Annotated in this window: 26 protein-coding genes; 7 read left to right on the top strand and 19 right to left on the bottom strand. The window is 65.3% G+C overall.

Annotated elements, in window-relative coordinates; genetic code table 11:
• Positions 1 to 22: 22 nt before the first annotated feature.
• Both AB0L82_RS36520 and AB0L82_RS36515 read right to left on the bottom strand, forming a co-directional pair.
• Positions 23 to 1,165: a thiolase family protein gene (locus AB0L82_RS36520; RefSeq protein ID WP_364647347.1), complete on the bottom strand. Its 1,143-nt coding sequence runs from the start codon at positions 1,163 to 1,165 to the stop codon at positions 23 to 25.
• On the bottom strand, positions 1,162 to 1,578 hold the full coding sequence (locus AB0L82_RS36515) for a zinc ribbon domain-containing protein (RefSeq protein WP_364647344.1): 417 nt from the start codon (positions 1,576 to 1,578) through the stop codon (positions 1,162 to 1,164). Before AB0L82_RS36515 ends, AB0L82_RS36520 begins: the two co-directional genes overlap by 4 nt.
• 243 nt (positions 1,579 to 1,821) lie before the next feature.
• Here AB0L82_RS36515 and AB0L82_RS36510 point away from each other — a divergent pair, with 243 nt between their 5' ends.
• On the top strand, positions 1,822 to 2,646 hold the full coding sequence (locus tag AB0L82_RS36510; protein WP_364647341.1) for a thioesterase family protein: 825 nt from the start codon (positions 1,822 to 1,824) through the stop codon (positions 2,644 to 2,646).
• Here the strand turns inward: AB0L82_RS36510 and AB0L82_RS36505 are convergent.
• Positions 2,607 to 3,179: a TetR/AcrR family transcriptional regulator gene (locus AB0L82_RS36505; protein ID WP_364647338.1), complete on the bottom strand. Its 573-nt coding sequence runs from the start codon at positions 3,177 to 3,179 to the stop codon at positions 2,607 to 2,609. The two genes, AB0L82_RS36510 and AB0L82_RS36505, sit on opposite strands and share 40 nt — an antisense overlap.
• 256 nt (positions 3,180 to 3,435) lie before the next feature.
• Here AB0L82_RS36505 and aroQ point away from each other — a divergent pair, with 256 nt between their 5' ends.
• The 4 genes from aroQ to AB0L82_RS36485 all read left to right on the top strand — a co-directional run bounded on the left by aroQ (position 3,436) and on the right by AB0L82_RS36485 (position 7,264).
• Complete coding sequence (gene aroQ / locus AB0L82_RS36500) at positions 3,436 to 4,005, top strand: gamma subclass chorismate mutase AroQ (protein WP_364647335.1); 570 nt, start codon at positions 3,436 to 3,438, stop codon at positions 4,003 to 4,005.
• 675 nt (positions 4,006 to 4,680) lie between these two features.
• Entirely contained in the window at positions 4,681 to 5,613 is a 933-nt protein-coding gene (locus AB0L82_RS36495) for an Ig-like domain-containing protein (protein ID WP_364647332.1), read from the top strand.
• Positions 5,614 to 5,801: 188 nt separating this feature from the next.
• Entirely contained in the window at positions 5,802 to 6,611 is an 810-nt protein-coding gene (locus tag AB0L82_RS36490) for a class I SAM-dependent methyltransferase (RefSeq protein WP_364647329.1), read from the top strand.
• Between the two features lie 305 nt (positions 6,612 to 6,916).
• Entirely contained in the window at positions 6,917 to 7,264 is a 348-nt protein-coding gene (locus tag AB0L82_RS36485) for an Lsr2 family protein (protein ID WP_364647326.1), read from the top strand.
• Positions 7,265 to 7,297: 33 nt separating this feature from the next.
• On the opposite strand, the gene AB0L82_RS36480 is transcribed toward AB0L82_RS36485, so the two are convergent.
• The 7 genes from AB0L82_RS36480 to AB0L82_RS36450 form a co-directional block, all read right to left on the bottom strand.
• Positions 7,298 to 7,717 carry a hypothetical protein gene (locus tag AB0L82_RS36480; protein ID WP_364647324.1) on the bottom strand — a complete coding sequence of 140 codons (420 nt, stop codon included), beginning with the start codon at positions 7,715 to 7,717 and terminating at the stop codon, positions 7,298 to 7,300.
• Positions 7,718 to 7,805: 88 nt separating this feature from the next.
• A complete protein-coding gene (locus tag AB0L82_RS36475; protein ID WP_364647321.1) occupies positions 7,806 to 8,012 on the bottom strand; it encodes a hypothetical protein in 207 nt (68 codons plus the stop codon).
• Positions 8,013 to 8,081: 69 nt separating this feature from the next.
• Positions 8,082 to 13,616, bottom strand: coding sequence for a MobF family relaxase (mobF, locus tag AB0L82_RS36470; protein ID WP_364647318.1), 5,535 nt, complete (start codon positions 13,614 to 13,616; stop codon positions 8,082 to 8,084).
• 307 nt (positions 13,617 to 13,923) lie between these two features.
• The gene (locus AB0L82_RS36465; RefSeq protein WP_364647315.1) at positions 13,924 to 14,088 is read right to left on the bottom strand and encodes a hypothetical protein; all 165 of its coding nucleotides are present in this window, start codon (positions 14,086 to 14,088) and stop codon (positions 13,924 to 13,926) included.
• 83 nt (positions 14,089 to 14,171) lie between these two features.
• A complete protein-coding gene (locus AB0L82_RS36460; RefSeq protein WP_364647312.1) occupies positions 14,172 to 15,596 on the bottom strand; it encodes a hypothetical protein in 1,425 nt (474 codons plus the stop codon).
• A gap of 347 nt (positions 15,597 to 15,943) precedes the next feature.
• Positions 15,944 to 16,429: a single-stranded DNA-binding protein gene (locus tag AB0L82_RS36455; RefSeq protein ID WP_364647309.1), complete on the bottom strand. Its 486-nt coding sequence runs from the start codon at positions 16,427 to 16,429 to the stop codon at positions 15,944 to 15,946.
• Between the two features lie 64 nt (positions 16,430 to 16,493).
• Complete coding sequence (locus AB0L82_RS36450) at positions 16,494 to 17,606, bottom strand: DUF4192 domain-containing protein (RefSeq protein WP_364647306.1); 1,113 nt, start codon at positions 17,604 to 17,606, stop codon at positions 16,494 to 16,496.
• A gap of 283 nt (positions 17,607 to 17,889) precedes the next feature.
• Between AB0L82_RS36450 and AB0L82_RS36445 the strand changes: the two genes are divergently transcribed.
• Positions 17,890 to 18,468, top strand: coding sequence for a hypothetical protein (locus AB0L82_RS36445; protein ID WP_364647303.1), 579 nt, complete (start codon positions 17,890 to 17,892; stop codon positions 18,466 to 18,468).
• A 78-nt stretch (positions 18,469 to 18,546) separates the two neighbouring features.
• Here AB0L82_RS36445 and AB0L82_RS36440 read toward each other — a convergent pair whose 3' ends face one another.
• From AB0L82_RS36440 to AB0L82_RS36400, 9 genes are all read right to left on the bottom strand, one after another.
• The gene (locus AB0L82_RS36440; protein ID WP_364647300.1) at positions 18,547 to 19,206 is read right to left on the bottom strand and encodes a hypothetical protein; all 660 of its coding nucleotides are present in this window, start codon (positions 19,204 to 19,206) and stop codon (positions 18,547 to 18,549) included.
• 211 nt (positions 19,207 to 19,417) lie between these two features.
• Positions 19,418 to 19,678: a hypothetical protein gene (locus tag AB0L82_RS36435; protein WP_364647297.1), complete on the bottom strand. Its 261-nt coding sequence runs from the start codon at positions 19,676 to 19,678 to the stop codon at positions 19,418 to 19,420.
• On the bottom strand, positions 19,672 to 20,157 hold the full coding sequence (locus AB0L82_RS36430) for a hypothetical protein (protein WP_364647294.1): 486 nt from the start codon (positions 20,155 to 20,157) through the stop codon (positions 19,672 to 19,674). The genes AB0L82_RS36435 and AB0L82_RS36430 overlap by 7 nt, the downstream gene beginning before the upstream one ends.
• 157 nt (positions 20,158 to 20,314) lie before the next feature.
• On the bottom strand, positions 20,315 to 21,085 hold the full coding sequence (locus AB0L82_RS36425) for a hypothetical protein (RefSeq protein ID WP_364647291.1): 771 nt from the start codon (positions 21,083 to 21,085) through the stop codon (positions 20,315 to 20,317).
• Positions 21,073 to 22,089, bottom strand: a complete 1,017-nt coding sequence (locus tag AB0L82_RS36420; protein WP_364647288.1) for an amidoligase family protein — start codon at positions 22,087 to 22,089, stop codon at positions 21,073 to 21,075. Before AB0L82_RS36420 ends, AB0L82_RS36425 begins: the two co-directional genes overlap by 13 nt.
• A gap of 473 nt (positions 22,090 to 22,562) precedes the next feature.
• Positions 22,563 to 23,321, bottom strand: a complete 759-nt coding sequence (locus AB0L82_RS36415; protein ID WP_364647285.1) for a class II glutamine amidotransferase — start codon at positions 23,319 to 23,321, stop codon at positions 22,563 to 22,565.
• Entirely contained in the window at positions 23,309 to 24,352 is a 1,044-nt protein-coding gene (locus tag AB0L82_RS36410; RefSeq protein ID WP_364647282.1) for a hypothetical protein, read from the bottom strand. The genes AB0L82_RS36415 and AB0L82_RS36410 overlap by 13 nt, the downstream gene beginning before the upstream one ends.
• A gap of 916 nt (positions 24,353 to 25,268) precedes the next feature.
• Complete coding sequence (locus AB0L82_RS36405; RefSeq protein ID WP_364647279.1) at positions 25,269 to 25,526, bottom strand: hypothetical protein; 258 nt, start codon at positions 25,524 to 25,526, stop codon at positions 25,269 to 25,271.
• Positions 25,527 to 25,566: 40 nt separating this feature from the next.
• Complete coding sequence (locus AB0L82_RS36400; RefSeq protein WP_364647276.1) at positions 25,567 to 25,773, bottom strand: hypothetical protein; 207 nt, start codon at positions 25,771 to 25,773, stop codon at positions 25,567 to 25,569.
• 103 nt (positions 25,774 to 25,876) lie between these two features.
• Between AB0L82_RS36400 and AB0L82_RS36395 the strand changes: the two genes are divergently transcribed.
• Positions 25,877 to 26,452, top strand: coding sequence for an NUDIX hydrolase (locus tag AB0L82_RS36395; protein ID WP_364647273.1), 576 nt, complete (start codon positions 25,877 to 25,879; stop codon positions 26,450 to 26,452).
• Positions 26,453 to 26,487 lie beyond the last annotated feature (35 nt).

Genomic DNA, 26,487 nt, shown 5'->3' with positions numbered 1-26,487 from the left:
TGTGATGGATATGCCGCGCGCATCAATCGCGCGAGAGAATGTGCACCGCGCAAACCGCGCCCAAACCCACCATGTGGGCCAGACCGATACGGGCATCGCGATGCTGGCGCAGACCGGCTTCGCCGCGGAGCTGGGTGGTCAACTCCGCGATCTGACCGATTCCGGTCGGTCCGATGGGGTGGCCCATGGACAGCAGCCCACCCGAGGTGTTGACCGCGACGCGGCCGCCGATATCGAACTCACCCGCCGCCACAGCGGGCCCGGCGTGCCCCGGCGGGCAGATGCACATCGCCTCCAGGTACACCAATTCCTCGATGGTGAAGGCGTCGTGCAGTTCGACCAGATCCACGTCCTCGACTGCCACACCGGCGGCGGACAGTGCTTCGGCAGTGGTCTCGGAGGTCAGTGCGGCATCGAAATTAACTGTGCCATAGTAGGTTTCGGATCTCAGTGCCGATGCTCTGATCCGAACGGCGCGATCGCGATCCAGGCCGAGTTCATCGATCGCGCGATCGGAGACGATGAGCGCGGCCGCCGCGCCCTCCCCGACCGGACAGCATTGCAGGCGGGTCAGCACACCGCTGAGCGCGGGCGGTGTCAGCACTTCCGCGAGCGTGCGGGCTCGTGGTCGCTGGGCATTCGGATTGTGAACGGCGTTGCGGCTGTTCTTGACCGCCACCCGTGCCAGGTGTTCCGGCGTTGCCCCGGTCTCGTACATGTAGCGCGAGGCCAACAGGGCGAAATGCGTGACCGGCAGAATCCGGCTGCCCACCAGATCGTCGACACCTGCCACACGCGCCGGAGACGAGAAGCTCAATGGTTTGTCCACCCCGACCGCGATGGCGACATCGTGCACGCCGTAGGCGATATCGAGATACGCCTGCCGGAACGCACTGGACCCGGACGCGGACGCATTCTCGATCTGAACCATCGGGATCCCGGTCGCGCCCAGATGCCGATACATCAAGCGCGACAACGCCATCGAGGTGCTCGCTGTCCCGGTGTACGCGGTCTGCACCTGATTCCACTCGATGCCCGCATCGGCTAGCGCCGCACGAATCGCTGTGACCCCCAACTCGGTATAGGGGGTGCCGCCGAGCTTCTGATAGGGGTGCAGGCCCACCCCGATCACCCAGGCTGGACGCGGTGCGCCCTCGGCAGTCACTCCGACTCTCCAAATATGAACGTGGACTTGATGAATGCCGGTTCCACCAGATCCGCTCCGGCATCGCTTCGCTTGACCGCATGCCACCGCGCGCGTACTCGGTCGTCGATCTGCAGCGGCGGCGATGCGGGATGCACAGCCGCCCGAATCAGTGGTCCCGCATCCAGCACGACCTCCACGACCGAAAAAGGCGACGTGCCTTGTGCGTTGACGTTCACCTCGGCGATGGCGAACACGACACCGTCGGTGGCTAATGCGACCGATGTGAGTGATTCCGCCGGCGCGCCGCAGTTTTCGCAGCCGAGCCCAATGGGCGGGAAGTAGACACGACCACAGCGAGCGCATTCCCCGCCATTGAGCACGGGGTCATCCGGTGCGGGGTCATAGAGCCGGGGATGGATAGCGGTGCGCATCGCGACCTCCAAGTTACTTGTTAAGCGTTCAGCAACTGAAGCTAGCACCGGGTCCGCGAAATGAACAGAGGCCTCGACCTCGGTTGACGGGGTGCGTTCGAAGCTCCTAAGGTCTGATAACTAACGCTCATTAGTTAGTTGTCGGGCTCGGCTTGCGAGCCGACCTGCGCGTCACACCGGCGGAGAATCGATGAACTTGCAGAAGGCTCTGATCACGGCGTCATCGATCGCGCGAGGCGACCGATGACGCGCGCCTACTTCCAGCGGTTGGGGCCGCATCGGTTCGCGCCCACCCCGCATACCGGCGGTGCGTGGTCTGCCACCGAACAGCATGTGAGTCCGCTGGTCGGATTGCTGGTGCACGAAATCGAAGCCGAACGATCCAGGCGAGATCGGCCCGCCCTGCTGGCGAGCCGGATCACCATCGACATCCTCGGCCCGATCGCGTTCTCGCCCTTCGATATTCGGGTCGACATCCTCCGATCGGGCCGCACGATCGAATTGGTGCAGGCCACCGCCGTGATCGACGGCCGCGATACGGTGACCGCCCGCGCCTGGTTCGCCTGCGTCCAGGACACCGATGCGGTCGCCGGTGGTGAACCGTCGCGGCTCCCGGCACCGGACACACTGGCCGAATGGCCGCTGTCCCAGGTGTGGGACGGCGGATACATCGCATCGATCGATATGCGCCCGATCGGAATTCCGCAACCGGGCCGCACGACCGCCTGGGTGTCCGCGAACGTCGAGTTGCTCGCGGGCGAACCGGTGTCGGAATTGGCGGCCTACGTGGGCCTGGTCGATACGGCCAACGGCATCGCCGTGCGGCAGGAACCCTCGAAATGGCTGTTTCCGAACCTGGATTTGACGATTCACCTCTACCGGCAGCCGGTCGGACGTTGGGTCGGGCTCGACACCACTGTCGTCTTCGGACGCGACGGGCAAGGCGTGACCAGCTCGGTTCTGCACGATCTCGATGGACCGGTGGGCATCGCCCAGCAGACGCTGACCGTGCGCCCCCGTGAGGTCGATCAGCTCACCGTGGAAGCTCCGACCAGCGCGAGCGCGTAGTCCGAGTACTGTTCCGCCACAGCGTCGGCGGTGACCTCACCGTCGTCGTTGAACCAGCGCGCGATGGACACGCACATCTCCAGGATCGCGAAAGACGCGAGCTTGGGGGAGGCGACGGTGAACACCCCGGCGCGCTTACCGTCGGCGATCACCTGCCGGAAAGCATGCTCGTGATCGCGCCGCATCTGCTGTGCCACAGTGAGATCGGGCTCCTCCAGATGCACGGTCTCGTGGTTCACCACCAACGCCTCCCGCCGATGGGTCGCGTGGTGCGCGGCATACACCCGCGTCGCGGCTCGTACCCGCTCGACCGGATCCCGTTCCGCGGCAAGCACTTCCTCGAAATCGGCGACCACCTGCTCGATGGTGTGCAGCACGATGTCGACGAGCAGCGACTGCTTGGAATCGATATGCGCGTACAAACTCGGGGTCCGCAGTCCCAGCGCCCCGGCCACATCCTTGAGCGACGTCCCGTGATACCCGCGCTCGGCGAACAACGTCAACGCGGCATCGCGCACATCGTCTTTGGTCACCGCCGGTACCGCCGCCGACCGCCTGTCGACATGCGGCGGCATCACAGACCTTCGCACTCGATCACCTGGCACAGCACCCACCATAATTGGTGCTGAGCGGGCTTCGGTCGCGTCTGTCCATCGGTCCCGTGTCGGTCGCTGATTACTATCGAGCAGGCCATTCGGACACACTTTGCGCGGCCCATAGCGATTCCGTGCGGGCGATACCCCCCGATCGATCAGGCTTAGGAGAGATATGCGGTTCAGGAGTGCGGTGATGGCGGTTCTCTTTCTCGGGATCCCGGTGATCCTGGCTCCGGTCAGCGTCGCCGCACCTCCCGAACCTGGTTCGCTGGATGCTCTCGTGACGGCCATCGCCGATCGCATCGAACTGGCCGATGCCGTCGCCGCGGCGAAATGGGAGACGGCCAGGGCGACGCGGCAGGACCCGGTCATCGACGATCCTGACCGCGAAGCGGTGGTGTACAGCGGGATGGCTGCGCTCGGTGCGAAGTCGGGGTTGTCCGAGCGGTGGGTTGATCAGGTGTTCGCCGGGCAGATCGATGCCAGCAAGATTGTGCAGCGCGGGCTCATCCTGCGGTGGAATCTCGATCAGAGGTCGGCCCCGACCGTCGCGGTCGACTTGACCGCGGTCCGGCCCGAGATCGACCGGACGAACGTCGAGATCATCGATCAGATGGCCGATCGTCGGCCCGCGCTGACCGGGCCGGGCTGCGGTGCGCTCGTAATCCGCAGTGTCATGGCGACATTGGCTGTTCGACCAATGGATCCACTGCATCAGGCGGCTCTATTTCGCGCCACACTGCCGCTGTGTCCGGTGGGGTGAATCGCTGACGTTTTGGACGTTGATCCTGACCATCAGTGCCACGCGTTGAATCGGTTCCGCGCTCTGACGCCGATCGAAAGCCGGTGGCGGACATGGCCATGACCTTCTGGGACATCATGGCCAGAATGCCGGGAATCTGAGCGGTGGTCGTGTGGCCGCGGAACCCGGCGATGACCGATCGGTCCGCACGGGACACCAGGCAACAGCACCAGCGATAGTCGGTATCGCCGCTGTTCGAGCGGGTTTCGAGGTCGCGCGTCACGCGGGTGGTGAGCTCGGTCAACGCGGCCGCGATCTGAGCGGGGGTGCCGGTATTGGTGGCCTGCCACCAGGCCTGTCCGGTTGACCCCGCACGTGGGATCTCCACGTCGCACCTCAGTTCTTCGCCCACTGCCACGGGGTCGGCCATAGTGGCACAGAATGTCAGAGGTTGAATCCGAAATTCGGACGAAACGCGCGCAACCTCGCAATTCGGAATCCCGCTGTGTCTGGGGCGTGTTCAACGCGTGATCGGTGGGGTCCGAATCACCGGTGGCGTGTGGCTGTGCGGTAGCGGGCGGCGAATCCTAATTTGAATCACTATCATTTCAAAACTGCGTTCCGGGAGGGCTCGACCGTGATCTAATCTCGCCAACTCGGGTGCATTGAGGCACCTGACGTGCGTGGGAGTACATGATGGTGGATAAGAGAATGAAGCAGGTGGGCGGATCGCTCGCGGCGTTCGCGGTGGCAGCCGGGTTCGCGGTCGCGTTGATTCCGGGTACGGCCTCGGCCGCGCCTGGGACGATCACCTGGAGTGACGGCAACAGCAAGTTCACCCGCACGGTGTCCAACACCAACCCGGTCCCGGGCGACACTGTCACCGTCACAACCAAATTCGAACGCACCGGGATTCCGGTGGAGTACATCTACAACATCAAGGACCTGCACCCGGCCTGCCTGACCCCCGTCGCGGGTTCGGCGAAGATGGGCGGAGACCAAGTCTCCCTGGACACTTCGTCCCCGGACTGGGTGCGCGCGGAATTCGGCATCACGAAGTATCCGGTGTATCCGAACATCAACCCGAAATCGCAGACCTTCGAAGTGCAGTACACCGTGGGGGCCAACTGTGCCCGCGCCACCCCGCTGTCGACCTCGATGAACTACGGCGGCTCGCTCGGTAGTGGCACCTACGCCGATAAGGGACCGAGCATCACCGTTGCCGCTGATGCCGTCTCGACCACCACGATCACCGATGTCAGTGGCGCGAAGACCGGTAAGGCCATCACGCTCGAGGCGAGCGTGTCCCCGGCCGCGCCGGGCGGCACCGTCCAGTTCAAGGTCGGAGACACCGTTGTCGCCGACGCTCCGGTCGGTGCTGACGGCAAGGCGGCAACCGTATGGACCCCGAATGCCGCGGGCTCGTACACGATTGGCGCGACCTTCTCCGGTCGCACCAATGTCGCGGGTTCGACCACCACCAAGGTGATCACCGTCATCGACGAGCCGGTCCCGACCACGACACCGCCTCCGACCACCACCACGGCCCCGCCGACGACCACAACCACCCCGCCGACCACCACCACAACCCCGCCGACCACTCAGAAGCCGAGCACCGGCTCGTTCTGATCTCGTTCCCCCCTGCGGACTCGGGTCTCTCGTCTCGGCGATCACCTGCGAAGTGGTCGCCGAGACGGCCGGGGCGACCCGGACAGGCAGACGAATCACCCTGAACGCCAGTACCGTTGGGATCGGTGACCGTTGCCGGTCATGTGCCCGAGGGAATAGGCGGCGTTGTTCAGGAGGGGGAGGTGGCCATGACCGATCGTCCCGGCAACTCGACCGATGGCCTATTCGCCGGCACGGCATGGCATTACGCGCGGTTCCGGCCGGGCTATCCGCAGGTCTTCCTCGACGAGGTGATCCGGCGGGCGAATCTCGACGGTACCGGCCGCCTACTCGACCTGGGCTGCGGCACCGGCCAGCTGACGCTCGAGCTTGCGGCCCACGTCGCCGACGCGGTCGGCGTGGACCCCGAACCCGAGATGCTCACCGAGGCTGCGCGACAGGCGCACGCACGCGGGATCTCGAATGTGACCTGGGCACATGGCTCCTCATCAGACCTGCCCGGCCGACTCGGCCGCTTCCGACTGGTCACCATGGGCCGCTCATTCCATTGGATGGATCGCGCCCGCGTTCTGACCGCCCTCGACGAGATGGTCGAGGACAACGGCATTCTGGTCATCGCCAGCGACGCCTTCCTGATCCGCCCGATCACCATCTGGCAGCGCACCATCGAAGATGTCCAACGGCGTTTCCTCCCCAATGGTCAAGACGAGCGACCCATTCCGACCGCCGATCTGTTCGTTCGCCATGAACAGATACTGGCCAATTCGCCCTTCCCGCACGTGAATCGCCACGTCTACGACTTCCCGCGGCCATGGACCATAGAACAGATCATCGGCTATCTGTACTCAACTTCCCTGCCGCTGCGCCACCTGCTCGGTGACCGTCAGACCGCGTTCGAAGACGCACTCACCAACGCCCTGCTCGATTTGGAGCCAACCGGGCAGTTCATCGAACCCGTCACTTTGGAACTCTTGACCGCCACCCGCACCGACGATTAGGCGGAATATTGGTTGGCACGCATTGCCGAACCAATCGAGGTGCGCCGATGGCCACCGATCTGCTCCGCACCCCGCGGGTACCGGGTCGAAGTTCCGGGCGGATCAGGACGTCACCGCCCTCGGCGAATCCGACATCCGCCACCTCGGCGACCTCTGGTATCCATTCCAGCTCACACCGGCCGTCACCTGACCCGCGCAGGCGGCCGTGGTCCTCGGTACCGTTCACCCGACGGGCGAACCAACACCCCGACTCCATTAGGATTTGCCTCTACTGCATCGGGTTCGACACGAAGGGCTGGTTGTTCATGGCACGCAAGGTGATCGTCGAAATGGTGGATGATTTCGACGGCGACTCCATCGCGGAGGAGACGGTGTTGTTCGCCGTTGAGGGCGTCGATTTCGAGATCGACCTGTCGGCGGCCAACGCTGCCAAACTGCGCGAGGTCTTCGAGCAGTGGACTCCGTACGCGCGCAAGCTCGGCCGGGGCCGCGCGAAGAGCGCCGCCGCGGCTGCTCCGAAGGCGCGCCCCGCGATCGATCGTGAGCAGAGCCGGGCGATCCGAGATTGGGCTCGCCAGAACGGTTTCGAGGTGTCCACGCGCGGTCGCGTCTCGACCGAGATCCTGGACGCGTACAACAAGGTCGAGAAGTAATTCCACCACTGGTGATTCACGAAGGCAGTGCCATCACGCCGTTATCTTGCTCAGCTCTTGCGAGAGTGCGGCGGTGATGGTGGCCAGTGCCTGGGCCGCGATTGCGCTGTCCTTCAACGACACTTGGCCGTAGGCCCGATCCAGCGCAGGTGCGATGCCTGCGCGGATATCGGCCACCAGGGCTCGGCCGGCCGCTGTCGGCTTGGCGTCGTCCAGTAGGGCACGTTCGTTCAAACGCGTTATGGCCGAGTCGATTTCGGCAGGAGTGCGCTTTGTCGCGGTGACGACGCGGGTGCGGAGTTCGGCGGTATCGACCGGGTCGATGGCAATGGCCTGGTTGAGGATGATCCACTGCTTCTCATCCAGCCCGGTGTTCGCCAGGGCGACCTCGAGGATCGCGGTATGCACCTTCTCGGCTTGGCCGATGATCGATGGATTCAACGTGACTGACATGCGGTCAACGCTAGGAGAATCCAACCGCGGCCGACATCGGGCAAATGCCCTAGGGATGCTTGTATTTCGAAGCGTCTCTGCCGCGGAGTTACATCGAGTCGTTCGGCAGGGCCATCATTTTCATCGCCAGCACAACCGCGCCGCACAACCCGATGGCGCCGGTCGCGGCGGTGGAGAACGAGCCGGTGAGGGCGGTCAAACCGAGGAAGAAGACCGCGCAGGTGAGCACGGTGAGGGTAACCGAGGCCAGATCTGTCCTCGTAGTCGTTGTTCGATTACGCGGGGTGATGATCATGTCTTGGGGGTGCCCAAAAGTGCTGGATATCAAACCGTGATCGCGTGATCGATGCGTAATCGGTCGTTGTTACAGACCCTGTCCTGGAGCAGTGGGGTCGACCACGGCTTGACCGATGTCGGTTACAGGACAGTCTGATTCGTGGCTCGGAGAGTAGTCGCGGAGGTGCCCCTCGGCCTTCCTTGCGGTGAGGACGGCACGCCGCTGCTGCTCATGCTCGAGTTGCTCCAACTCGCCAGTGAGCCAGCCGGTGGCGGTGGTCGTGGAAGCATCTGGCTGGGAGTGCGCAGGCCCGTAGAGCAGCATTTCGTCATCGGCCAGTGCGAGGCGGCGGGCGATGTGCTCGACGCGGCGAACCAGCTCGTCGTCGGTCAGTGAGTGGAGCGGGTTCGCGGAGTCAACTCCCTCCGTAGTTTTGGCGTGGGGGCGCTGATCTTGATCGGTCAGGTGTCGTGTAACCCAGTTGTGGATCTGCTCGCGGATGTCCGGGTTGAGCGTGCCGCGCCAGTCGCGGCGCAGCATCGTCAACGCGGCTGACACCGGGTAAGTCTCGGCGATGTGTGCGCAGCGGGCCGAAATTTGCTCGTGCGGTTCATGATCGGGAATGGCGGTGGCACCGTTTTCACGGCATGTACCGCACAGTCCATCGTCAGTGCGGCGGCCGGGGCGCGAGATGGAGTCGACGACGGCGCGTTCGAGACCGCAGTGCACGCAACCGAATCCGCGGGTATCGGGCACGGCGGCAAGGTCGTAGTCCAGCGGATGGTGGCTCGGGCGCGGATCGCGTGGATGCGAGGTGGAGTAGCGGTGGGGTGCGCCGTCCGGGAGCGGTAGATGTTCTGGTTCGACATCGATGTCCGCGCGTGTGTCGAGATATTCCGCAGTTGCCTGTGCGGCGGCGATTTCGATATCGCTGGGACGGGGGCGCGGTGGCGTGTCGGCGAACCGCGGTTCGTGGTCGCGTGCTGCGTAGCGGCTATCGGTGACGGTATTCGATTGGTAGCTATCGAGATCCGGGCCGTAGGTGTGTGGATCGGTCTCGGGCGTGGCGGCCTCGATGAGTGCGCGGTGCTGGGGAAACTGCTGGGCGGCCCACCGCAGGCGAGCCTGGGCGACAGGGAAGCTGTACCGGTAGAGCGTGGTCGCGACGCGATGGAGCACATCGAGTTCCTCGGCGGTTGCCGAGTGCGACGCCCGGACCAGTGCCTCCTTGGCCGCCGCGAGCTGGCCCGTGTGGACCAGTCCGGCAATAGTGAGAAGGTCCTCGGAGAGCTCCTCGCTGGTATCGGGACGCACGAAGGAGCGCGGTTCGTCGGTGGCCGGTGCAGTGTTGTGGCGATCCTCGTGGGTCATGAAGTCGTCCGAATCGGGTGCTGTGCTGTGGTTTTCGAAAGGTGAGTCGACGGCTGGCGACGGCGTTACGGGATGTAGGAGGGCTTCGATCCGCCATGCGAGAGCGGTCGCGTACTGGTCCGGTGGTGGCCCCGGATCATCGTGTGCCGAGGCGGTGATCAATTCGTGGGCGGTGGTGAGCAGTTCGTGCGCTTGCCATCCCGCCTCGGTACCGTGATCGACTGCGGCGACCAGTCGTGGCCATGAAGGGTCGGCGAGGATTGTGTCGGTGAACTCGGTGCCCAGTAGCCGGTACAGGTGAGTGATCCAGTCCGGGCACAGGTGCTTGGCAGTGGTGGTGCCTTGCAGGGCTGAGGGGTCGAGGCCGAGCCGGAACCACAATGCCGCAGCGGGCATATCGTCGGGCAGGGGCCGTTCGGTTGCGGCGTGCGTCAGCAAGACCTCGATATCGAGGCCGGCGCGGGCGGCGGCGTCGAGCTTGTCCGCGAGCTGCGGCCACCACGGGTCATCGAGGAGGCGCGCCTCGAGTTGCTCGACCACCGGCGACCACACGACGACTGGGCTATGCGGGTCACCAAGGACGTTGGCGACCCGTGTATCCAACCGTCGCTGATGGTCCTGCTCGCGAATGGTGAAAGCGGTTGGGCCGGTGGGTCGTAGGTCGGTATCGACGATATGTCTTCCCGCTCGCCAGACCGCGAGGTCGCCCAATAGCGCGTCCTTGCCGAGCAGTGGGCGTGCCCAGACCGGCGCTGTGGCGGGTGTCCACGTTCGAGCGCTGGTTCGGATCGTTTCGGCGAGGCCGATGATCAGGCGTGCTCGGGCTCGAAGATGGTTGCCCACCAAACCTTCTGGCAGATTCCTCGGCAGAGAACGCAGCCAGGGCAGTGGTTGGATTTCGCGCGGATAGGTGTGCAAGGTGTCGAGGCGCCAGTGCAGTACCGCGGCGGGGTCGGCCGCAGTGATCAATTCCCGTGCGGCGAGCGCATTGGTCAACGCGTCGCCGGGATCGCCTCCCGACAATGCGATCAAGGACAGGACTTCCCGCAACGCCGGGTAGGCGGGAGCATCGGTAAGTCCTGGCCACGCCCGTTCGGCGCAGGCGTCGATGGCGATCAAACCCGCTGCCCCCAAAGCATTCTCGGCGGCGAGCGCCAAGGCATCGTGGTAGGTATCGATGGCGCGCCCCAGACGCCGATGCGGATCGAGCACCTCGCGCAGTTCGGTGTACGCCGAAGCGTTGGTGCTGTCACGGGCGAGCACCCGCTGTAGGACTTCGACCGCGGTACGGGGGAACAGCCCGGGTTCGGTCCAGAAGGTAGCTTCGCTGCCGTCGATGGCGGTGGTGACGTATGCGTAGTTGGCGCTCGCGCCCCGGGTGAGCGCGACGTAGAGCTGGTTGCGAGATTCGCTCCCGGCGAGTACGACATGGCAGGTATCGGCGGTGATTCCCTGCGCGGAGTCGATCGTCATCGCGTATCCGAGCCGAACATGTTCGCGCACGTATTCCGCTGGCAGCACGGTAGTTTCGCCCGCGCGGCCACCGGAACGCAGGTGGGTGGCGGTGAGGTCACCATCGGGTCCAACAGCTGTGACTGTCCACCGATAGCCATTGCGTACCCAGTCTCGTTGGCCTAGGCGAAGTCTCGGATTGTTGCGGCGGGTGCTGACGATGTCACCGACCGATGCGCGCAACCCGTCCGCAAGTGTGGTCTCGGCGCCAACCGCGTTGTCGGAGCGGGCGATTCGGTCGGCGCGAGCCTGCTCGTTGAGGGCGGTGACCATGTTGTTGGTGGCTGCGAGCATCACGGTGTCACGGTCGGTGAGCCGGTCGGCGATCCATCCGGCATAGGCCTGCTCGCGCACCGCGCCCGATGATCCCGCTCGCACTCGCCGGTGGTCGAGATAGAACCCGAGAGCGCTCGGATCACCCTCCCGCAGGGCGAGACTGGCCGAGGCCTCGGTGGTGGAGGCGAAGCGAACGACCTGCGTCATGGTCGACGAGCGCGCGGCATCGGCGGTATCGGCTGCCGAGCCCCCTGCTTCGATGGCGGGTAGTTGATGATCATCGCCGAGGCAACGCACCGCGGCCTGGCGAGTGAGGAGGAACTTGAACAGATCGAATCGCTTGTCATCGCCGAGGCGCACGTGTTCATCGAGGATGACCAGGGTGTGTTGATCGATCTCGAGCATCCACTGGGGCAATGACGGTGGAAGCGGTCGATCGGCCGAGATCGCCGCCGTGGGTGAGTGTTTATGGAGAACATCGAGGAGTTTGTCGGCGGTCTCGGCGCGCGCGTGGATGGCTTCGCCGAGCACGGCGGCTGCGGCCGCCGTGGGTGCCAGACCCAGGATGGTGCCGCCATCGGCGCGCCAGGCATCGGCCAGCACGCGCATCGCGGTGGTCTTGCCGGCGCCGGCGGGTGCGTTCGTGGTCGTGATGAACCATGGCGATCGGGCGAAATCGGTGATGACCGCAATCTGTCCGGAGTTGAGTCGACGACCGGAGTTGGCCGGGTCGCGGTGATAGGCACGGACCGCGGTATCGACGGTCTCGTCGGTGAGAGTGTGGGCGCCGAGCCGCAGTGACAGCTCGATCAACTGCTCGGTGGTGCCCAGCCGCTGGGCTGTCGTGTAGGTCTGCGTGCCGACGTCGGTGTAGACGCTGGTGCGATCTATGCGCTGATACAGCGGTGGAATGTCGGCGAGGGCCGGTTCCATGGTGACATCCGGATCGCCGCGTGCGACCACATGGATTGGTGAGAGTGCTTCGGTCACAACGGCTTCGACAGTGGTGGCCCACTGGTCTCGGCTCAATAGCCCGCGTGTTTGCCGTTCGGCTTCGGCGCGAACGTGATGCCATTGCCAGCTCGACCGCTCCTCGGACACCGTCGCGACAATGCGACGAGCGATATGCGCTCTCTCTGTGGAGGTCAGATCGCGGGGTGGTGCACGCCTGTGAGACAGGATCGTCGACACCGTTTTCGACAGCAGCTCCTGCGAGCCGAGCGCCGTTTCGGCTTGTTTGCTCCAGTCCGCACGTTGTTCGGCCCGGGACCGCGATCTGTGCCGGGCGGGTCGTGTTTCGAGGGTGGCGCGCTCCGCGAGCACGAACATCTCCTTCGGCATCGGCTCACGCCCGACCTCCCGCTCGAACTTGGCCGCGAGCATATCGAGGCGCGTGGTGATCGCGGCATCGCGTCGGGACCAGTGATCGATCAATCTCACTGGCATGCGGGCAATTTCGCGGATTGATCGCTTCGACGGATCGGTTCCTGGTCGTTCGTCGAAGGAAAGAGCGAGGTCGTATTCGAGGTGGTGTTCCACGCGGGAGTTGTAGATCTCGCTCACAGTCACCATCAGCCGATAGATCACTGTCGCATCGAGGGTGAGCCAGCGGTCATCGAGCGTACGTACTCGGTTCGCAATCACTAGGTGCGTGTGCAAATCGGGGTCGCCGCAGCGTGATTCGCGGTGATCGAACCGTGCGGCGACGATCCCCTCGACATTGACCTGCCGTACCCCGTTGGCTCCCAACCGGGAGAAGATCGCGTGCTTTTCCAGCCAGGGGACCGCATCGTCGATTGCCTTGTTGTGTGCGGCGAAGATTGCGTCGGAGACCGGCTTCGGTGCGATAGCCCAGAGCGCTGACACGCTCTTGACGGGGCTGAAGGTGATGTCGAATCCGGCGACTGCGGCCGATTGCGGGCGGGAGTTTCGGGCCACCCATCCCGATAACTCCCGTGCATCCAGGGGCGCTCGCCCGATCATCTCGGTGAACATCGAGATGGCGACGCGGCTGCGGATGCCGGCTCGTGCGTCGTCGTCGATCGCTGCGGATCGAGGCAGGCCATGATCGGCGTTGTGCAGGGCATAGGCTGCCGCGCACCGTTCGCGAAATTCGTTGCCGCCCTGGTACAAGCGGTATGGACGCCCCAAGCGGGTGGCGTGGTCTGCCGCGCGTAGCGCGTCTTCGGGTTTGGCGCCGGCGGTGATCTCGCGGTCGATGACCGCGGTCTCGATGGCATCGGCGTCGGGGTGGCGTCCTTCGCCGAATAGGCGCTTCATTTGTGCTTCGGTGACCAGGTCCCCGGTCTCGAGGCCCAGTGCGGCCAGGCCGCTGCCGTGCCATTTGCCAGGTGACTCGCCTCGCACCGAGTAGTAGTCGGCGAGCGTGCCGGGGCCGCGGTTTGTGGAATCGTCAGTGGCGACCTGCCGTAGGTAATACAGATAACTGTTGCCAGCCAACACTTTGTGCAGTGTCGCTGTCACTCGTTCATCGAAACCCTATGCGGCAGTGAACGTCTACGGTCACAGCTGGTACTGGAATTGCCAATTGTGTCGTTGTTGCTGGTCGTTACGGAACTGTGCCCCGATATGCAAGAGGTCTGATTGCGGCGATGAGGAAAGAGGGGAGCGGGCGGAGGATGTACATCGGTGGAGTTGGGTGCGGGTGTTGATGAATGTGCGGATGATTCGGTGGGCTGAATGTTTGGTGGTGGTAGGCAGGTAGCCGGTGGTTCGGTTACCTGCCTATGTCAGTTCGTTGCGGGCGTGTTCACGCCTGATGGAGGACGGGATCGCCGGAGGGGCAGGTGATCTGGATCGATGGATTCAGGTCGACGGGCAGGATATGAAGCATTGCGTATCCGGCAAGGTAGAACGCGACGAAAATGCCGAGGTAAATCGCGGTGTACCGCAGAATCGCGCGTGCAGTGGGCATGGGTGACCTTTCGATGAGGGGTGGGGCCCAGTCCGCCGCAGGAAGTGGCTCCACGGCGGACTGGAGAACTTGGGGGTGGACGATCAGGCGGCGCGCTGGCGTGCGGTGGGTGTGCCCACGCCGATCCAGACCAGGCACTGCGTGCAGAGGCTGTCGGTATTGACGGCGGTGATTCGGGTGCAGGCGTCGCAGCGGCCGGTGCGTTGCCCCGCGCCCAGGACGGTGCCGGGCTGTCGTGGCGGGCGCTGCGCCGGTGCGAGCGGGGGTTGCGGGTCGGGCTCGTCGCCGCCGGGAAGGTGTGCGGTGGTCAGGAATTCGTCGATGAGGGCGATCAGCCACCGTGGTGCTCGGCGGCGTACGTCGGCGAGTAGACCGCGCGCGGCGTGCGGGTAGACGCGCGCGAAGTATCCGCAGTAGGCGCGGGCGAGGTCGCGCGCGGTGAATCCGGCGGGCAGTGGTGGCAGGCCGGGGCGGTCGTCACTGCGGCATATGTCGCATAGGCCGTCGTCGCTGCGGAATTGTCCTGCGCGGGTGTGGATGAGGTGTTGGTCGGTATCGCTGCGTTCGATGAAGCAGCACACGCAACGCCATCCGCGTGCGGGGGTCATGGCGTGGTGGTCGTAGTCCAGGTCGTTGCCCTGGAATGGAAGTGCGGTGCGCCGGTCGGTGTAGTCGCGCAGGGTGGTGCGGGCGGCCGCGCGCGCGAGGGCTACGTCGTCGCTGATGGCTGGTGTGCCGTCCAGGGCCAGGGCGTGCTGGTATTGCTCGGCGACGTAGTGCACGTAGGTGTGATTCCAGAGTGTGCGTGCGTGGTCGCTGTCGAGTGGTGGTTTGTCGCCCGGGAAGCGTGGTGTCCACGTGCTGGTTCCGGGCGCGCGCAGCAGTCCGCGGTCGCGGGCGCGCTGTTCGGCGGTGCGGGCGGTGGTGAGTTCGTGGTCGACGGTGTCGGTGTAGAGGTGCTGCAGGCAGTACTGGGTCAGGATCTCGGGTTCGGTGTCGACGGGTCGGCGTTTGCCGCGTTGTGCGGCGCGGTATTTGATTTGCTCGGCAGTTCGGCGGGACGCGTCGGTGTCGCGGCTGGGTGCGAGGTAGGTGCGCGCGGGCGGGTTGCGCCACTGGCGCATCGGGGTGCGCGCGAGTTCGGCGGTGGGCAATTGTGCGTGCTGTGCGGCGTATTCGTCGTCGATGCTGGTGTTGTTGCGGGCGGCACGGGCCTGCATCTCGGCGAGCCGGTCGGCACGGTCTCGCAGGTACAGGCCGGGATCGGTGTCGGGGATCAGGGCTCTCAGGCGTTGTGGCTGGTTCGGATATTGCGCGGCAAGGCTTTTGAGTGCTGTGGCGAACGGGTACTGGGTGAAGGTGTGCACCAGCTGGTCGAGGAAGGCGCGCTCGTCGGGGGTGGCCAGGGCGAGCGCGGCGGGGAATGCGCGGCGTGCGGCGCGGCGGTCGGTGGTGAAGGTGATCTCGAGCGTGGCGATGGCGTCGAGGAAGGCGCTGTGTTCGGTCACGGATTGTCCTGTCTGGGCGATGAATCGGCGCGCATCCGGCGCGTGAGCAACTCGACAGCCGGGATGGCGGGCTGGTCGGTGCGACCAGCCGAGGGCGTGCGACCGGGCCGGGCGCGCGGCGCGGGCGCAGAACACGCTGGGCGTGCGGGAGCGACTATCGGTGCGCGCGCATCGGTGATCGGCGGGTTGCTGAACACGCTCGCGCGCACCGATATTCGATTGCGCCGGGCGTGGGCTGTGCGGCGTGGCGCGGTCGGACCGGTAGCCCTCGTGATGGCTGGTCGTGCGGACCAGCCATCACGGCGACCCTTTCCCTGCCGATGCGGCGAGCGAGGGTCGGGGAGAGGTCAGAAGGTGGGTTCGGTCGGGTCGGCGGCGGCCGGTGCGGTGGTGCGCGCGGTGTCGTCATGCTCGGCGTGCCCACGAAATCCGTTGCTCGCGTCGGTGTGCGGACCGAATCCCGCGCCGTGGGTGGGGGCGTTTCGCCGTACGGTCGCGGTGGCGTTGAGCAGTGACGGGCCGACTTCGATGACGTCGAGTTCGATGACCGAGCGCTTATCGCCCTCGCGGGTCTGATAGGTGCGCTGCCTGAGTCGGCCCGAGGCGATGACGCGTGCGCCGCGGCGCAGACTCTCGGCGACGTTCTCCGCGGCGTGGCGCCAGATCGAGCAGCGCAGGAACAGTGCGTCGCCGTCGCGCCATTGCCCGGTGGTGCGGTCGAAGTAGCGGGGTGTGGAGGCGACGGTGAAATTCGCGACCGCCTCGCCCGCGGGGGTGAACCGGAGTTCGGGGTCGCCGGTGAGATTTCCGATGACGGTGTAGCCCGGGGTCATGGAAGGCTCCTTCGGGTGTGGTGCGGAACCGCTGTGGTGTCGAGGTGTCGGCTATGGACGGCAGTCAGGGGTTCTCGTCGATGGGTGAGTCGTGTGCTGCGACACCGATATCGATGCGCAGTTCGGTGGCGGACTCGATTCCCGCCTCGCACAGTCGGCGCAGGCGATGCGGTGGCATAGCCGTCGAGAGCGCGAGGTCGAGCAATTGCGCCATGCGGTGATCGGGATCCGAGGCCAGTGCGGTGTCCAGGGCGATTCCGGCGAGCGCGCCATCGCCGTGCAGGTAGGCGCTGAAGGCCAGCAGCATGGCGGCTTCGGCGCGGTCGGGATCGGGCAGTGCCCGGGTCAGGATGGTCCACAGCTGGTGGGCGCGATGCGCATGCTCGCCGTCGGCGACGCCGAACATGGCTTCGCGGACCACTGGATCGCGCAGTGCCACAGCGACGTCGGCGAGTGCCCGTGGGGTGGGCACCTCGAGGGTGGAGGTGTGCGCGATGGTCTGCATCACCTGCCAGAGCGCTTGGCGGGAATAGGCGCTCGGATCGCCGATCTGCACCGCGCGCACGAATCGTCGATGGGCCTGCGCGGCCGCGTCATCGAGAGCGTCGGTGACTTTGTGCCGCAACGCGTGATCGACGTCGAGGAGTTCGATGAGGTCGGTGCGCGTTGCGTGGATCGGACGGCCCGCGGCGGTGTATTCGGCGGCGATGCGGGAGGCCGTGGGGTCGGGCAGATATCCGTACTGCTCGGGTGTGGCCTCGCTCCACCATTCGGTGTGCGCGGCGAGGGCGCTCGTGCACCATGCTCCGGCCAATGCGCGCTCTACCGACTGCAATTGGGTCCGCAGGGTCTGCAGCGCTGAGCGGCATCGCGCGTCGGCGGCATCGGCGTGGGTGGGCCGCGAGAGGCGATCGTCCACCAGGACCGCCAGTACGGCATGGGCGTCCATGCGGGCGCACATATCTGCGGCGTACTGCGCGATATCGTCATCGGATAGGCGATGGTCCTGCAGGGGTGACTCCATCCGGACGAGGAACTGGACCACAGTGCTGCCCTCGACCTCGGGGTGGTGTGTGACGAACAGCAGCACGAGTGAGCGGACCGGGGTGAAGCCGAGCATGGCGGGCACCACCGCGATGAGGTCGGCGGGATCGTGAATGTGTATGGATACAGGCATGGCAAGCCTCCTGAAGTGGGAAGTGACTCGGGCAGAGCCGAAGTGAGGTGCGAGCGTGCGGGTCGGCACGGAATGCGCAGGTGCGTTGCGCGCGCGTGCGCGGTGGGCGATCACGGCGAGGTCCGCGCCGCTGCCGTCGTGCGCATCGAGCGCTGAGGGTGCGGGGGCGCACCGGAAATGCGACGTGGACTGATGCGAGGCCGGAATTGGGCGATGCCCGGCCGGTATCGTGGTGTGTGCGAGGGACTGACCGGTTGTCGCACCGCGTCAGGAGCAACTCGTCATGACCGAAGACATGCCCCCGCGCCGCTCGCGCGGGCGCAATAGTTCACCGGAACTCATTGCGCGCCTGCAACGCTCACGTCAGCGCAGCCTCGCGCGGCGTGCCGCCGAGGCCGAGCGGGAAAAGACCATCACCGCCGCGGTGGGGGAGTACCTCGACTCGTGGAACGCGATCGTGCGCATCGAGCAGCGTCGCGATGGTGAGGTGGCGCGCCTACGCGAGCAAATCGAAAGCGTGATCGCCGATGCGGCAACCGAAGTCGCAGCTCATGAACGCGACCAGGCCGCCGCTGCGGCGGCTATCCGGGCTCAGGTGCACACCGATGCCGACGTCGCCGATCTACTCGAGATCACCCGTGCCCGCGTGCGCCAACTGCTCGCTGACTATCGAGCAACCGGCGCAGCCCGGTCACCGGGCGCGAGAGCATCTGCGCCGGCGGACACGATCGGCATGACGCGCACCGTTGAGGTGGCATCTCGAAACACACATGCGGACAGCACCGTAGACCTGCCACCGCTCCGCACGCCCCGGACCGAGCCGACCTCTCGCGGCACCGACGAGAAGGAGTCACGGAGTTGATCGCGCATCGAATCGCGGAGCTTCCGAATCGCGCTCAGTGAAAAGATGAGAGTTGTGGTGGAGGTGCGGGATTCACGATCAATTGCCGTTTCCGCTCGTTTTTCCGATGGGGTGGTCGGGCACGGTAATCCCCGCGCTGGTGAAACAGAACCAATACCAGTCGCCGCTGAGGTGATGGGATGCGCCTGTTGCGGGTCGGTGGTCGGAGAGCTTGGCAAACCCACTTCCCATCGAGCAGTGGTACGCCATGGGGCCAGTACTGACGTATATGCCGTCCTCGAGGCGCTCCACACTGCGAACGCGATACAGGCCGAGGCGCTCACCGTCGAAACTGCGTGGATCGACTCCGGCACCGACCCGCTGTGCCGCATCATCGAACGCCCGCGCCGAAAGGTGCCAGCGCACAGCCATCGGGAGGTCCGCGCTCCACACGACGGCCGTGAGCGCGATCATCACCGCCGGAGCTGCCAGGGGGCCGAGGTCGACCCGCAGTCGCCGGGATCGCACTGCCAGGATCGAGTAGACGATGATCACGCACCACACCACGAGCGCCACGAATGTCCCGCCGAGGATGAACAACGGCGACAACGACATCGGCGCGGCGCTGGCCGGATCGCTCGCCGAGACGAGTATCGCCAGACAGGCCACGGTGGTGCAGACAAGCCAAAGATACTTGCCGAGCCATGATCGCACTCGTCGGTTCCCCGTTCGGCTTTTCTCGGTTCCGGCCATGCTCATGGCGGGAGCCTAAACTTCCGCCTGAGATCATGGGTGTCGCTGTGTCGCCGCCTGTGACAGGCTGACACCGCGCCGTCGATGCCGCCCGAACCTGCCCTCGGCGTCGACCCACGCGCCCGTTGAATGTGTCTGTCATGCAAGCAATTCGCCGTGGTCATCGCGCACGGCCTCGCTGATGTTCGGTGACGGACCGGTATGCAGGGCCTGACGGTCATTCCTCGAGCGCGAGACGGGACAAATTCGTTGATAACGTATCGGAATTCATGGTTCTGCGGGTGGTGGGGCGTGCGGCCAAGGCCACGCTGATCACGCGTGCGGGCAGTGATGCGGACTCGACGCGAATATGGACCATCGCAACCAGCGCGCCAGCAGTGGGCGATTGCGCGAGCCATGGGCCGAACGCGTCTGGATCGACCGCCGGCAGCGCCGATTCGATCCAGGCGATCAGCGAGGTCGCGTCACGGATCACCATCGGTAACGCCCAGTGCGCGGGTTGAGGTTGTGTACGGGTACGACGATCGGTGCGGTGGGAGCGTTCCCGATCGTGGATCGGGCCAGGATCGCCTCGTAGCCCCCGGCGGCCCAGACTCCGTCGGCGATGACGAACCGGCCGGTGGACGACAGCTCGACGGGCATGAGGCACCATCGGATGCCCGTGACACCTAGGTGACCCAAATCGTGTTCCTCCCAGCTGATTTCGCTGGTGCCGTCGTCGCGCAGGCGCACGATCTGGGTGGCAGGTTCGATCGATACCAGTGCCATGCAGGGCACTGGGGAGGCGGCGGCGGTGGTCGGGGTGATGTCGGTGAAGGACTTCACCGCTGAGCCGGCGGGTGGAGCGGTGGCGAAGCGTGCGCGGTAGCCGATGACCACGACCTCGGTTGCGGGTGGCGCGGGTGCGGTGCCACGGTGACGAGGGTCCACACGCAACCGGGCAACGTGGGCGTTCACCTCGCCGCTCCCCGGGCCTGACGCACGGTAGGTCGGTGCGCCGACAACCGCGGGGTGAGTTGATGAATGGCGTAGCGCAGGGAGGGAGTCATGAGTGGTGGTCCTTCTCTGTCGGGATGCCGCCGCGGTGACGCGCGGCGCAGCTGTGTGGTGGAGTTCAGGCGACGTCGGAGAAGCTCAGGTCGCCGTATCGGTCGGTGCCGGTGAGGAATTCGCATTCGCAGTGCGGGAATTCGCGCCAGCAGTGGTCGCAGAAGCCGCAGGCGGTGCAGTGCGGTCCGAGGCGTTCGTCATCGATGTGGCCGCAGCAGTCGCAGTAGTCGGTGAAGTACTCGCCGGGGCGGGCTGGGTTCGGGGTTTGGCGCCACAGGTGGGAGAGGTTGGAGTACCAGATGCCCTCGTGGGACCAGTAGCCGTGGTGTTCGTTGAACAGATACGCGGAGTGTTTGTAGCGCGGGTCGACTGTCAGCAGCACCATCTTGTCCCCGGCGAGCCAGGCTTCGAGTCGTGCGCGCCCGGCCCAGGAGTCCAGCGGCCCGAACGGCTCGTGGGGGAGGAAGTCCTCGGCGGCGACGCGGGTGTCCGAGCGCGGGTCGTCGAGCTGTGGGTGCACGATTTCGGGCAGAATTCCGTTGTGCGCTAAGACTGTTCGCGCATCGCCACCGACGGCGAAGGGGTGGCAGTTCTGTTCGTTGATGATCCCGTGGGTGGCCAGGCGGGAGTGGAACAGGGCCGGTTGGTCGGCGAAGAGCGCTCGGGTGGCGGCGAATTCGGTGATCACCGCGTCGACGTCGAGTCCCCGGCCGACCACGATGTGGTCATCGGCCACGACCGCGTAGCCGTGCCCGTGTGGATTGGCTGCCGCGCCATCGCGTAGCGCGTCCAGGTCCGGGGCGATGCCGGGCTTGTAGAAGCTCAGGATGCACATTGCAGGGCCTCCATTTCCGCCAGCAGTGGCAGGTAGATCGGGTGCCGGCGCACCCAGGTGACGAAGGCGGTCCATTCCCAGCCGCGGCGTCTGGCCACATCGCCCGAGGTGAGGGTGCGGGTGTACTCGACCGAGGCGGCCACGAAGGCCAAGGCGGCCTGAACCTGTTGCGGGTCCAGGGAACTGGCGAAGATGCGCACTTCCAAGGTGTCGCGCGGGCAGACGTTGATCGCGTGGTAGCGCCCGTAGCCGAAGCGGTCGCCTTTGGCGAAGTGGGCGATTTCGGCGCGCATATCGGGGTCGAAGCTGGCCCATTCATCGCTGCTGCGCCGCGCCAGGCGGGTGGCCCAGGATTCGTTGCGGTAGATGAATTTCATCCATCGATACACATGGGCGGGGGAGGTGAATCCTTCGCGGGAGACATGTACGTGGATTCCGACGCCGTCGTCGATATAGGCTCCGCGGCTGCGCATTTCCCGCAGCACCGGCCACGGGAAGTGCTCGAGGGCCCAGTCGTAGCTCATCGGGTGGGTGACGAGTTCGAATCCGTTGCCGTAGCCGATGGATCTGTCTTCTTTGAGATAGCCCAGGCCGCGCAGCTGGCTCAGTGCGGCATCGACGCAGTCTTCCAGTGCGTGACCGGAGGTCTTGAGTTCGAGTTCGAGTCCCAGATAGACCGGGCCCGTGCCGTGGAATACGGGGTCGGGTTTGTAGGAGTGGTCGAAGACGCGGTCGTCGTGGTCGTCGATATCGCAGTGTGAGCAGTAGGTTCCGCCGCTGGTGAGGTGATCGCATTCCGCGCATTCGCGGTAGTCGTCCTCGCAGTCGACGCAGACCTGCTCGCCGTTGTCGACGTGGCGCACCGAGCGGGCCAGCAGGCGGCAGTCCGAGCAGCGCCAGTAGCGCAGATCGGCGCAGCGATCACATGCCATGCCGTCATCGATGGTGGGAGTGCCGGTGGGGGTGTAGCGCTGGCACTGTTCGCATTCGAACCATGCCCGCACGCACTGGCGGCACAGTGATCGATCATCGACGGTGCTGTGTGTTTCGCGGGTGTGTTCGCCGCAGCCCTGGCAGAGCGGTCGGTCCTCGCAGGCCGAGCACACAAGCTGGCCACTGCGTGCAGGTGGGGGCTCGGGGACGTGGGCTGCGCATAACTCGCAGAGGACCTGTGCCGCAGTCGATCTGGATCCGGATCTGGATGTGGGCATGGGTATGCCTTTCTGATGAGGAAAGGGGTCGGGACCCGCTATCGGTGGGCGGACAACAGGGGAGGTGAGGTGATATGCAGACCGCGCGGGTGTTCGGCGCAGCGCGGCGGGGCTCGCGGGACATCCCCGTGAGCCGAATATGTTGTGCGGGTGGGGAATCGGGCCGAACGCGCCTGTCGCGTGCGGGCGTGTTCGCCCCGTGAGGAATCGGCGGTGGGTAGGTCGATCAGGCACCGTGGTCGCCGGTGCCGGTGAGGCTCGGCCGGCTAGTGGCCGCTGCGGCCCAGCGCGGGCACCGGTGGGTTCAGACCGGCGTCGCAGTCGCAGTGGGGGAAGTGGTTGGCGCAGTGGAAGCACCAGCCGCATCGGCCGCAATAGCGGCCGCGCCGGCTGAAGTCGACCTCATCGCACGCCTCGCAGACGTACAGCCAGGCGCGCGAGCCGAGCAGTGCCGAGTCCGGATCGGGGCGATAGCCGCGGTTGGAGTACCAGATGCCGTCGTCCCAGATCCCGGCGGATTCATTGAACACATACGCGTTCTGCTCGAATACCGGGTCGATGGTGAGCACGACCATCTTGCTGGCTCCGAGCCAGGCTTCCAGATCGCGTCGGCCGCGCGGGGTGTCGAAGGATCCGAACGGCATGCGCGCCAGATAGGTTTCGGCGGCGATGCGGGTATCCGAGCGTGGGTTGTAGGGTGCGGGCTGCACGCGCCGGGGCAGTACACCGTTGTGCGCCAACACTGTTCGCCGATCACCGCCCAGGCGGAACGGATGGCAGTTATCGATGCTGACCGCGCCGTGGGTGCCATAGCGGCTGTGAAACAACGCGGGCCCGCCCCGATGGCGAGCGCGGACTTCCGCGAAATTGTCGAGCACGACTCCCGCGTCCATACCGCGCCCGACCAGAATGGCGGACTCGGTGACTACGGCGAATCCGTGGCCGTCCCGGTTGGCCCGGGCACCGTTGCGCAGTGCGCTCAGATCAGGTGCTACCCCGCCGGGCAGGAAGGTCAGCAGGCACATGTGAGCGCCTCCAGCTCGGCCTGCAGCGGTGCGTATTCCGGATGCTGGCGCACCCAGGCGGTGAATCGATGCCAGTCCCAGCCGCTGTGCTGGATGACCGCAGCGGAATCGAGTCCGCGGGTGTATTCGACGGTGGCCGCGGCGAAGGCGAGCGCGGCTTGCACCTGCTGACGGTCAAGGGATCCGGCGAATACCCGCAATTCCAGGCTGGCGCGTGGATGCGGATTGATCGCCTGGTATCGATTCAGCCCGAAGCGCCGCACATCGTCCTTGGCTGTGTGCTTGACGCGCTCACGCGCGGTGGCGGAGAACTGCGCAAACGGCGATCGCCGCCGGGCCAGGGCGACGGTGTGGGATTCGTTGCGGTAGATCAGTTTGGCCCAGCGATAGATATGGGCAGGAGAATCGAAGCCAGCGCGCGAGAGGTGCACGTGGATCCCGACCGTGTGATCGGAGTAGCACCCCAATGCGCTCAGCTGCTCGAGCAGCGGCCACGGGAAGTGCTCGATCGCGAACCCGTAGTCCATGGGATGGGTGACCAGCTCGAACCCCAATGGCTCGATCGACGAGTCATGCTTGAGATAGGCCAGCTCACGCACGTGGTCGGTGACGGTCTGCGCACCGAGCTGGTAATGGTGTTCCGGCACAACGATTTCCAGCTCCAGGCCGAGGAAGACCGGTCCGGTGCCGAAGAATCGGGGGTCGGGCTTGTAGTTGTAGTTCCAGATGCGCCCACCCGCGTCGCAGCTGTCGCAGTCGGTGTAGCGGGGTAACAGCGTGCCGCAGTGCTCGCAGGAGGCGTAGCGCGGCACGCATCGTGAGCACACCCGCGTACCGCCCGAGACATATCGGCTCTCGGCGGTGTAGACACTGCAGACGGCGCAGTGATCGTAGAACCGGTCCACACACTGTGGGCAGACATAGTCGGTGGTGTCGGTGGGCCAGGTCGCCGGGGAGTGGTAGCGGCAGCGCGCGCATTCCCGCCATCCGGCGGCGCATCGCGGGCAGAGTCGTCCGAGTTCGATGGTCACTGCCAGTCGCCGACTCGGTCCGCGGCATCGGTCGCAGCGCGGTAGTCGGGCCGCGCATGAGGGGCAGATTCTCTCGGAGTCCAGCATTTGTGCGTGGTCATCGCCGACGGCCGAGTCGCAGATCGCGCATGGGGCTGCGGGCCAATCGATTTCGGGCATGGTGGATCGCCTTTCGATGAGGGTGGAGACGAAAATCGCCGTGACGGAAGCGATTCCGTCACGGCGAATGAGGGGAGTGTGGAGAGGGAGCGCTGAGACTCAGGTGGCTTCAGCTGAGTAGGGACCAGGGCAGGGTGTGGCGATCTGCGCGAGCCCACGGATGGCCTGTTCGACATCGACAACACAGCGGACACGACGTGATGTGCGGACTCTGTCTATGTGCCGACGCTCAGGCGGGTTCTTTGGGCGGCCGTCCCTGCTGTGGCATGCCCGTGTAGTCCAAGATTGACTATCGAACGGGCAGGTATCGGACAACCCTCTACCTGCCGCGGATACGCACATTGTTGGCAATTACTTCGCCAGAGTGCATGTTTCGCATGCAACGCATCCTCGGGTTCGAACCTCGGTGGTGGCGAGTGGGGCTACCAATCGATTCGAAGACCGTGCAACGACGTCACAGCCGACTGGACCAGTGTCGTCTCAGGATTGCGGTGAGGGTGAAGGCCGCATGCGACGGGCAAATGATGTCAGCGAGCATGCGCCGGCGCCCCATTCGATAGGGCAACTGGGAAGACGAGCCTCAGGAGCCCGTTGAAGGCGGAGTGGATCCGGATAACCTACGAGGCGTAGGTTGCCGATCAGCGCATCTCAGACCTGTTGCGCTGCTACAGAATTCGGATAGGAAAGGGTTGACCCCTTGAGTGGTCGAGCCCCGACCGTGCCGGTCAGGGCTCGTTCATCTCGCGGGGTCCTGTCGCTAGAGCCCGAACAAAGCCTTGAGCAGCGAATCAACCTCGGCCATCTCGCTGTCGGTGGCCTGGCCTGCCAGTTCGCCCTTTTCCAGGTTGGCCAAGGGTACGGACTGGGTACGCCATACGACCGCGGATCCGTTCTCCACTGCGGAGATCGGTGCGGTGACATGCTGGCGCGTACCGGGCGATTCGACGATCGGGGTGATGAAGACGTATCCGATCGGCTCGGCTACGTCGATGTCGGACACTACGAGTGCGTTCATCGCTCGACCTGTCACCGTGCTGATTTTGTAGACGTCACCTCTATGCACTGGCGCGCCACTGCTCGCAGGTCGCATCGAAGTCGGCGAGCTGCTGATCTTCTTCACTGGTCATCGCCTTGGCTTGCGAGGTGAGCAGGTACACCCGCGCGGCGTGCTCGAATCCCGCTGATCTGTTGCCGCCCGAGATGCGTTCGATGGCAGCGACGATCTGCTCGTCGACAGTGATGGAGATCTGCTTGGTGGCCATGATATAGACTGTATCACCGTTCATATCATACTTTGTCGGTGAAGTGGTCACTCTGTTCCTTTCATGGGGTGGAGACACCAGTAGGCCTTGTCACGGCGTGTTCGTGACGCTGAACGCCGCGATCGCCGCGCGTGGGTGTAGCAGCGTCGTTAAGGTGGCTCAGGTGACCCGGCCTGATTCCGGCAGTTCCGCGGCTGAGGATTTGCCTGTCGCGGATTACGTGGCGAGATTGGCCCGCAAGCGGATGGCGGCGGGAGTCCTGTTCCGTGACAGTGCAGGCCGAGTGCTACTGGTCGAACCGTCGTACAAGCCGAACTGGGAGATTCCCGGTGGTGCTGTGGAAGCCGATGAGTCACCATGGGCGGCAGCTCAGCGCGAGGTTGGCGAGGAGCTGGGACTGCTGATCCCGCTGGGGCGGCTGCTTGTCGTGGATTACGTTCGCCCGCAAGACTCCAGGCCCGAAGGAGTAGTTTTCGTTTTCGACGGAGGCGTGCTTCCGGACGACTCGTCTGCGCGAATGAGGCTGCGAGACGGAGAGATTCTCTCGGCGTCCTTCCATACCTTGGATGAGGCCGCAGCTCTGGTGAAACCTTTGCTGCTCGATCGCCTCGCTGCAGGGTTGGCTGGCGCACGAGACGGAGCGACTGTGTTGTGTGAGCAGGGGCGGCCGATCATGTAGTGATGGGTCACCCTCGCTCTGTTGCGGTGTGACTC

The sequence above is a fragment of the Nocardia sp. NPDC052001 genome, from assembly GCF_040680615.1.
In the GTDB taxonomy this organism is placed as follows: Bacteria; Actinomycetota; Actinomycetes; order Mycobacteriales; family Mycobacteriaceae; genus Nocardia.
The sequence above is the reverse complement of the archived record's forward strand: the minus strand, read 5'-3'. Positions and strand labels throughout refer to the sequence as shown.

What these genes read in the sequence shown, in the direction of transcription:
- AB0L82_RS36515 (WP_364647344.1), bottom strand. Translation starts at nt 1,578, where the DNA reads ATGCGCACCGCTATCCATCCCCGGCTCTATGACCCCGCACCGGATGAC.
- AB0L82_RS36510 (WP_364647341.1), top strand. Translation starts at nt 1,822, where the DNA reads ATGACGCGCGCCTACTTCCAGCGGTTGGGGCCGCATCGGTTCGCGCCC.
- aroQ (WP_364647335.1), top strand. Translation starts at nt 3,436, where the DNA reads ATGGCGGTTCTCTTTCTCGGGATCCCGGTGATCCTGGCTCCGGTCAGC.
- AB0L82_RS36495 (WP_364647332.1), top strand. Translation starts at nt 4,681, where the DNA reads ATGGTGGATAAGAGAATGAAGCAGGTGGGCGGATCGCTCGCGGCGTTC.
- AB0L82_RS36490 (WP_364647329.1), top strand. Translation starts at nt 5,802, where the DNA reads ATGACCGATCGTCCCGGCAACTCGACCGATGGCCTATTCGCCGGCACG.
- AB0L82_RS36485 (WP_364647326.1), top strand. Translation starts at nt 6,917, where the DNA reads ATGGCACGCAAGGTGATCGTCGAAATGGTGGATGATTTCGACGGCGAC.
- AB0L82_RS36480 (WP_364647324.1), bottom strand. Translation starts at nt 7,717, where the DNA reads ATGTCAGTCACGTTGAATCCATCGATCATCGGCCAAGCCGAGAAGGTG.
- AB0L82_RS36475 (WP_364647321.1), bottom strand. Translation starts at nt 8,012, where the DNA reads ATGATCATCACCCCGCGTAATCGAACAACGACTACGAGGACAGATCTG.
- AB0L82_RS36465 (WP_364647315.1), bottom strand. Translation starts at nt 14,088, where the DNA reads ATGCCCACTGCACGCGCGATTCTGCGGTACACCGCGATTTACCTCGGC.
- AB0L82_RS36455 (WP_364647309.1), bottom strand. Translation starts at nt 16,429, where the DNA reads ATGACCCCGGGCTACACCGTCATCGGAAATCTCACCGGCGACCCCGAA.
- AB0L82_RS36450 (WP_364647306.1), bottom strand. Translation starts at nt 17,606, where the DNA reads ATGCCTGTATCCATACACATTCACGATCCCGCCGACCTCATCGCGGTG.
- AB0L82_RS36445 (WP_364647303.1), top strand. Translation starts at nt 17,890, where the DNA reads ATGACCGAAGACATGCCCCCGCGCCGCTCGCGCGGGCGCAATAGTTCA.
- AB0L82_RS36440 (WP_364647300.1), bottom strand. Translation starts at nt 19,206, where the DNA reads ATGAGCATGGCCGGAACCGAGAAAAGCCGAACGGGGAACCGACGAGTG.
- AB0L82_RS36435 (WP_364647297.1), bottom strand. Translation starts at nt 19,678, where the DNA reads ATGGTGATCCGTGACGCGACCTCGCTGATCGCCTGGATCGAATCGGCG.
- AB0L82_RS36425 (WP_364647291.1), bottom strand. Translation starts at nt 21,085, where the DNA reads ATGTGCATCCTGAGCTTCTACAAGCCCGGCATCGCCCCGGACCTGGAC.
- AB0L82_RS36415 (WP_364647285.1), bottom strand. Translation starts at nt 23,321, where the DNA reads ATGTGCCTGCTGACCTTCCTGCCCGGCGGGGTAGCACCTGATCTGAGC.
- AB0L82_RS36405 (WP_364647279.1), bottom strand. Translation starts at nt 25,526, where the DNA reads ATGAACGCACTCGTAGTGTCCGACATCGACGTAGCCGAGCCGATCGGA.
- AB0L82_RS36400 (WP_364647276.1), bottom strand. Translation starts at nt 25,773, where the DNA reads ATGGCCACCAAGCAGATCTCCATCACTGTCGACGAGCAGATCGTCGCT.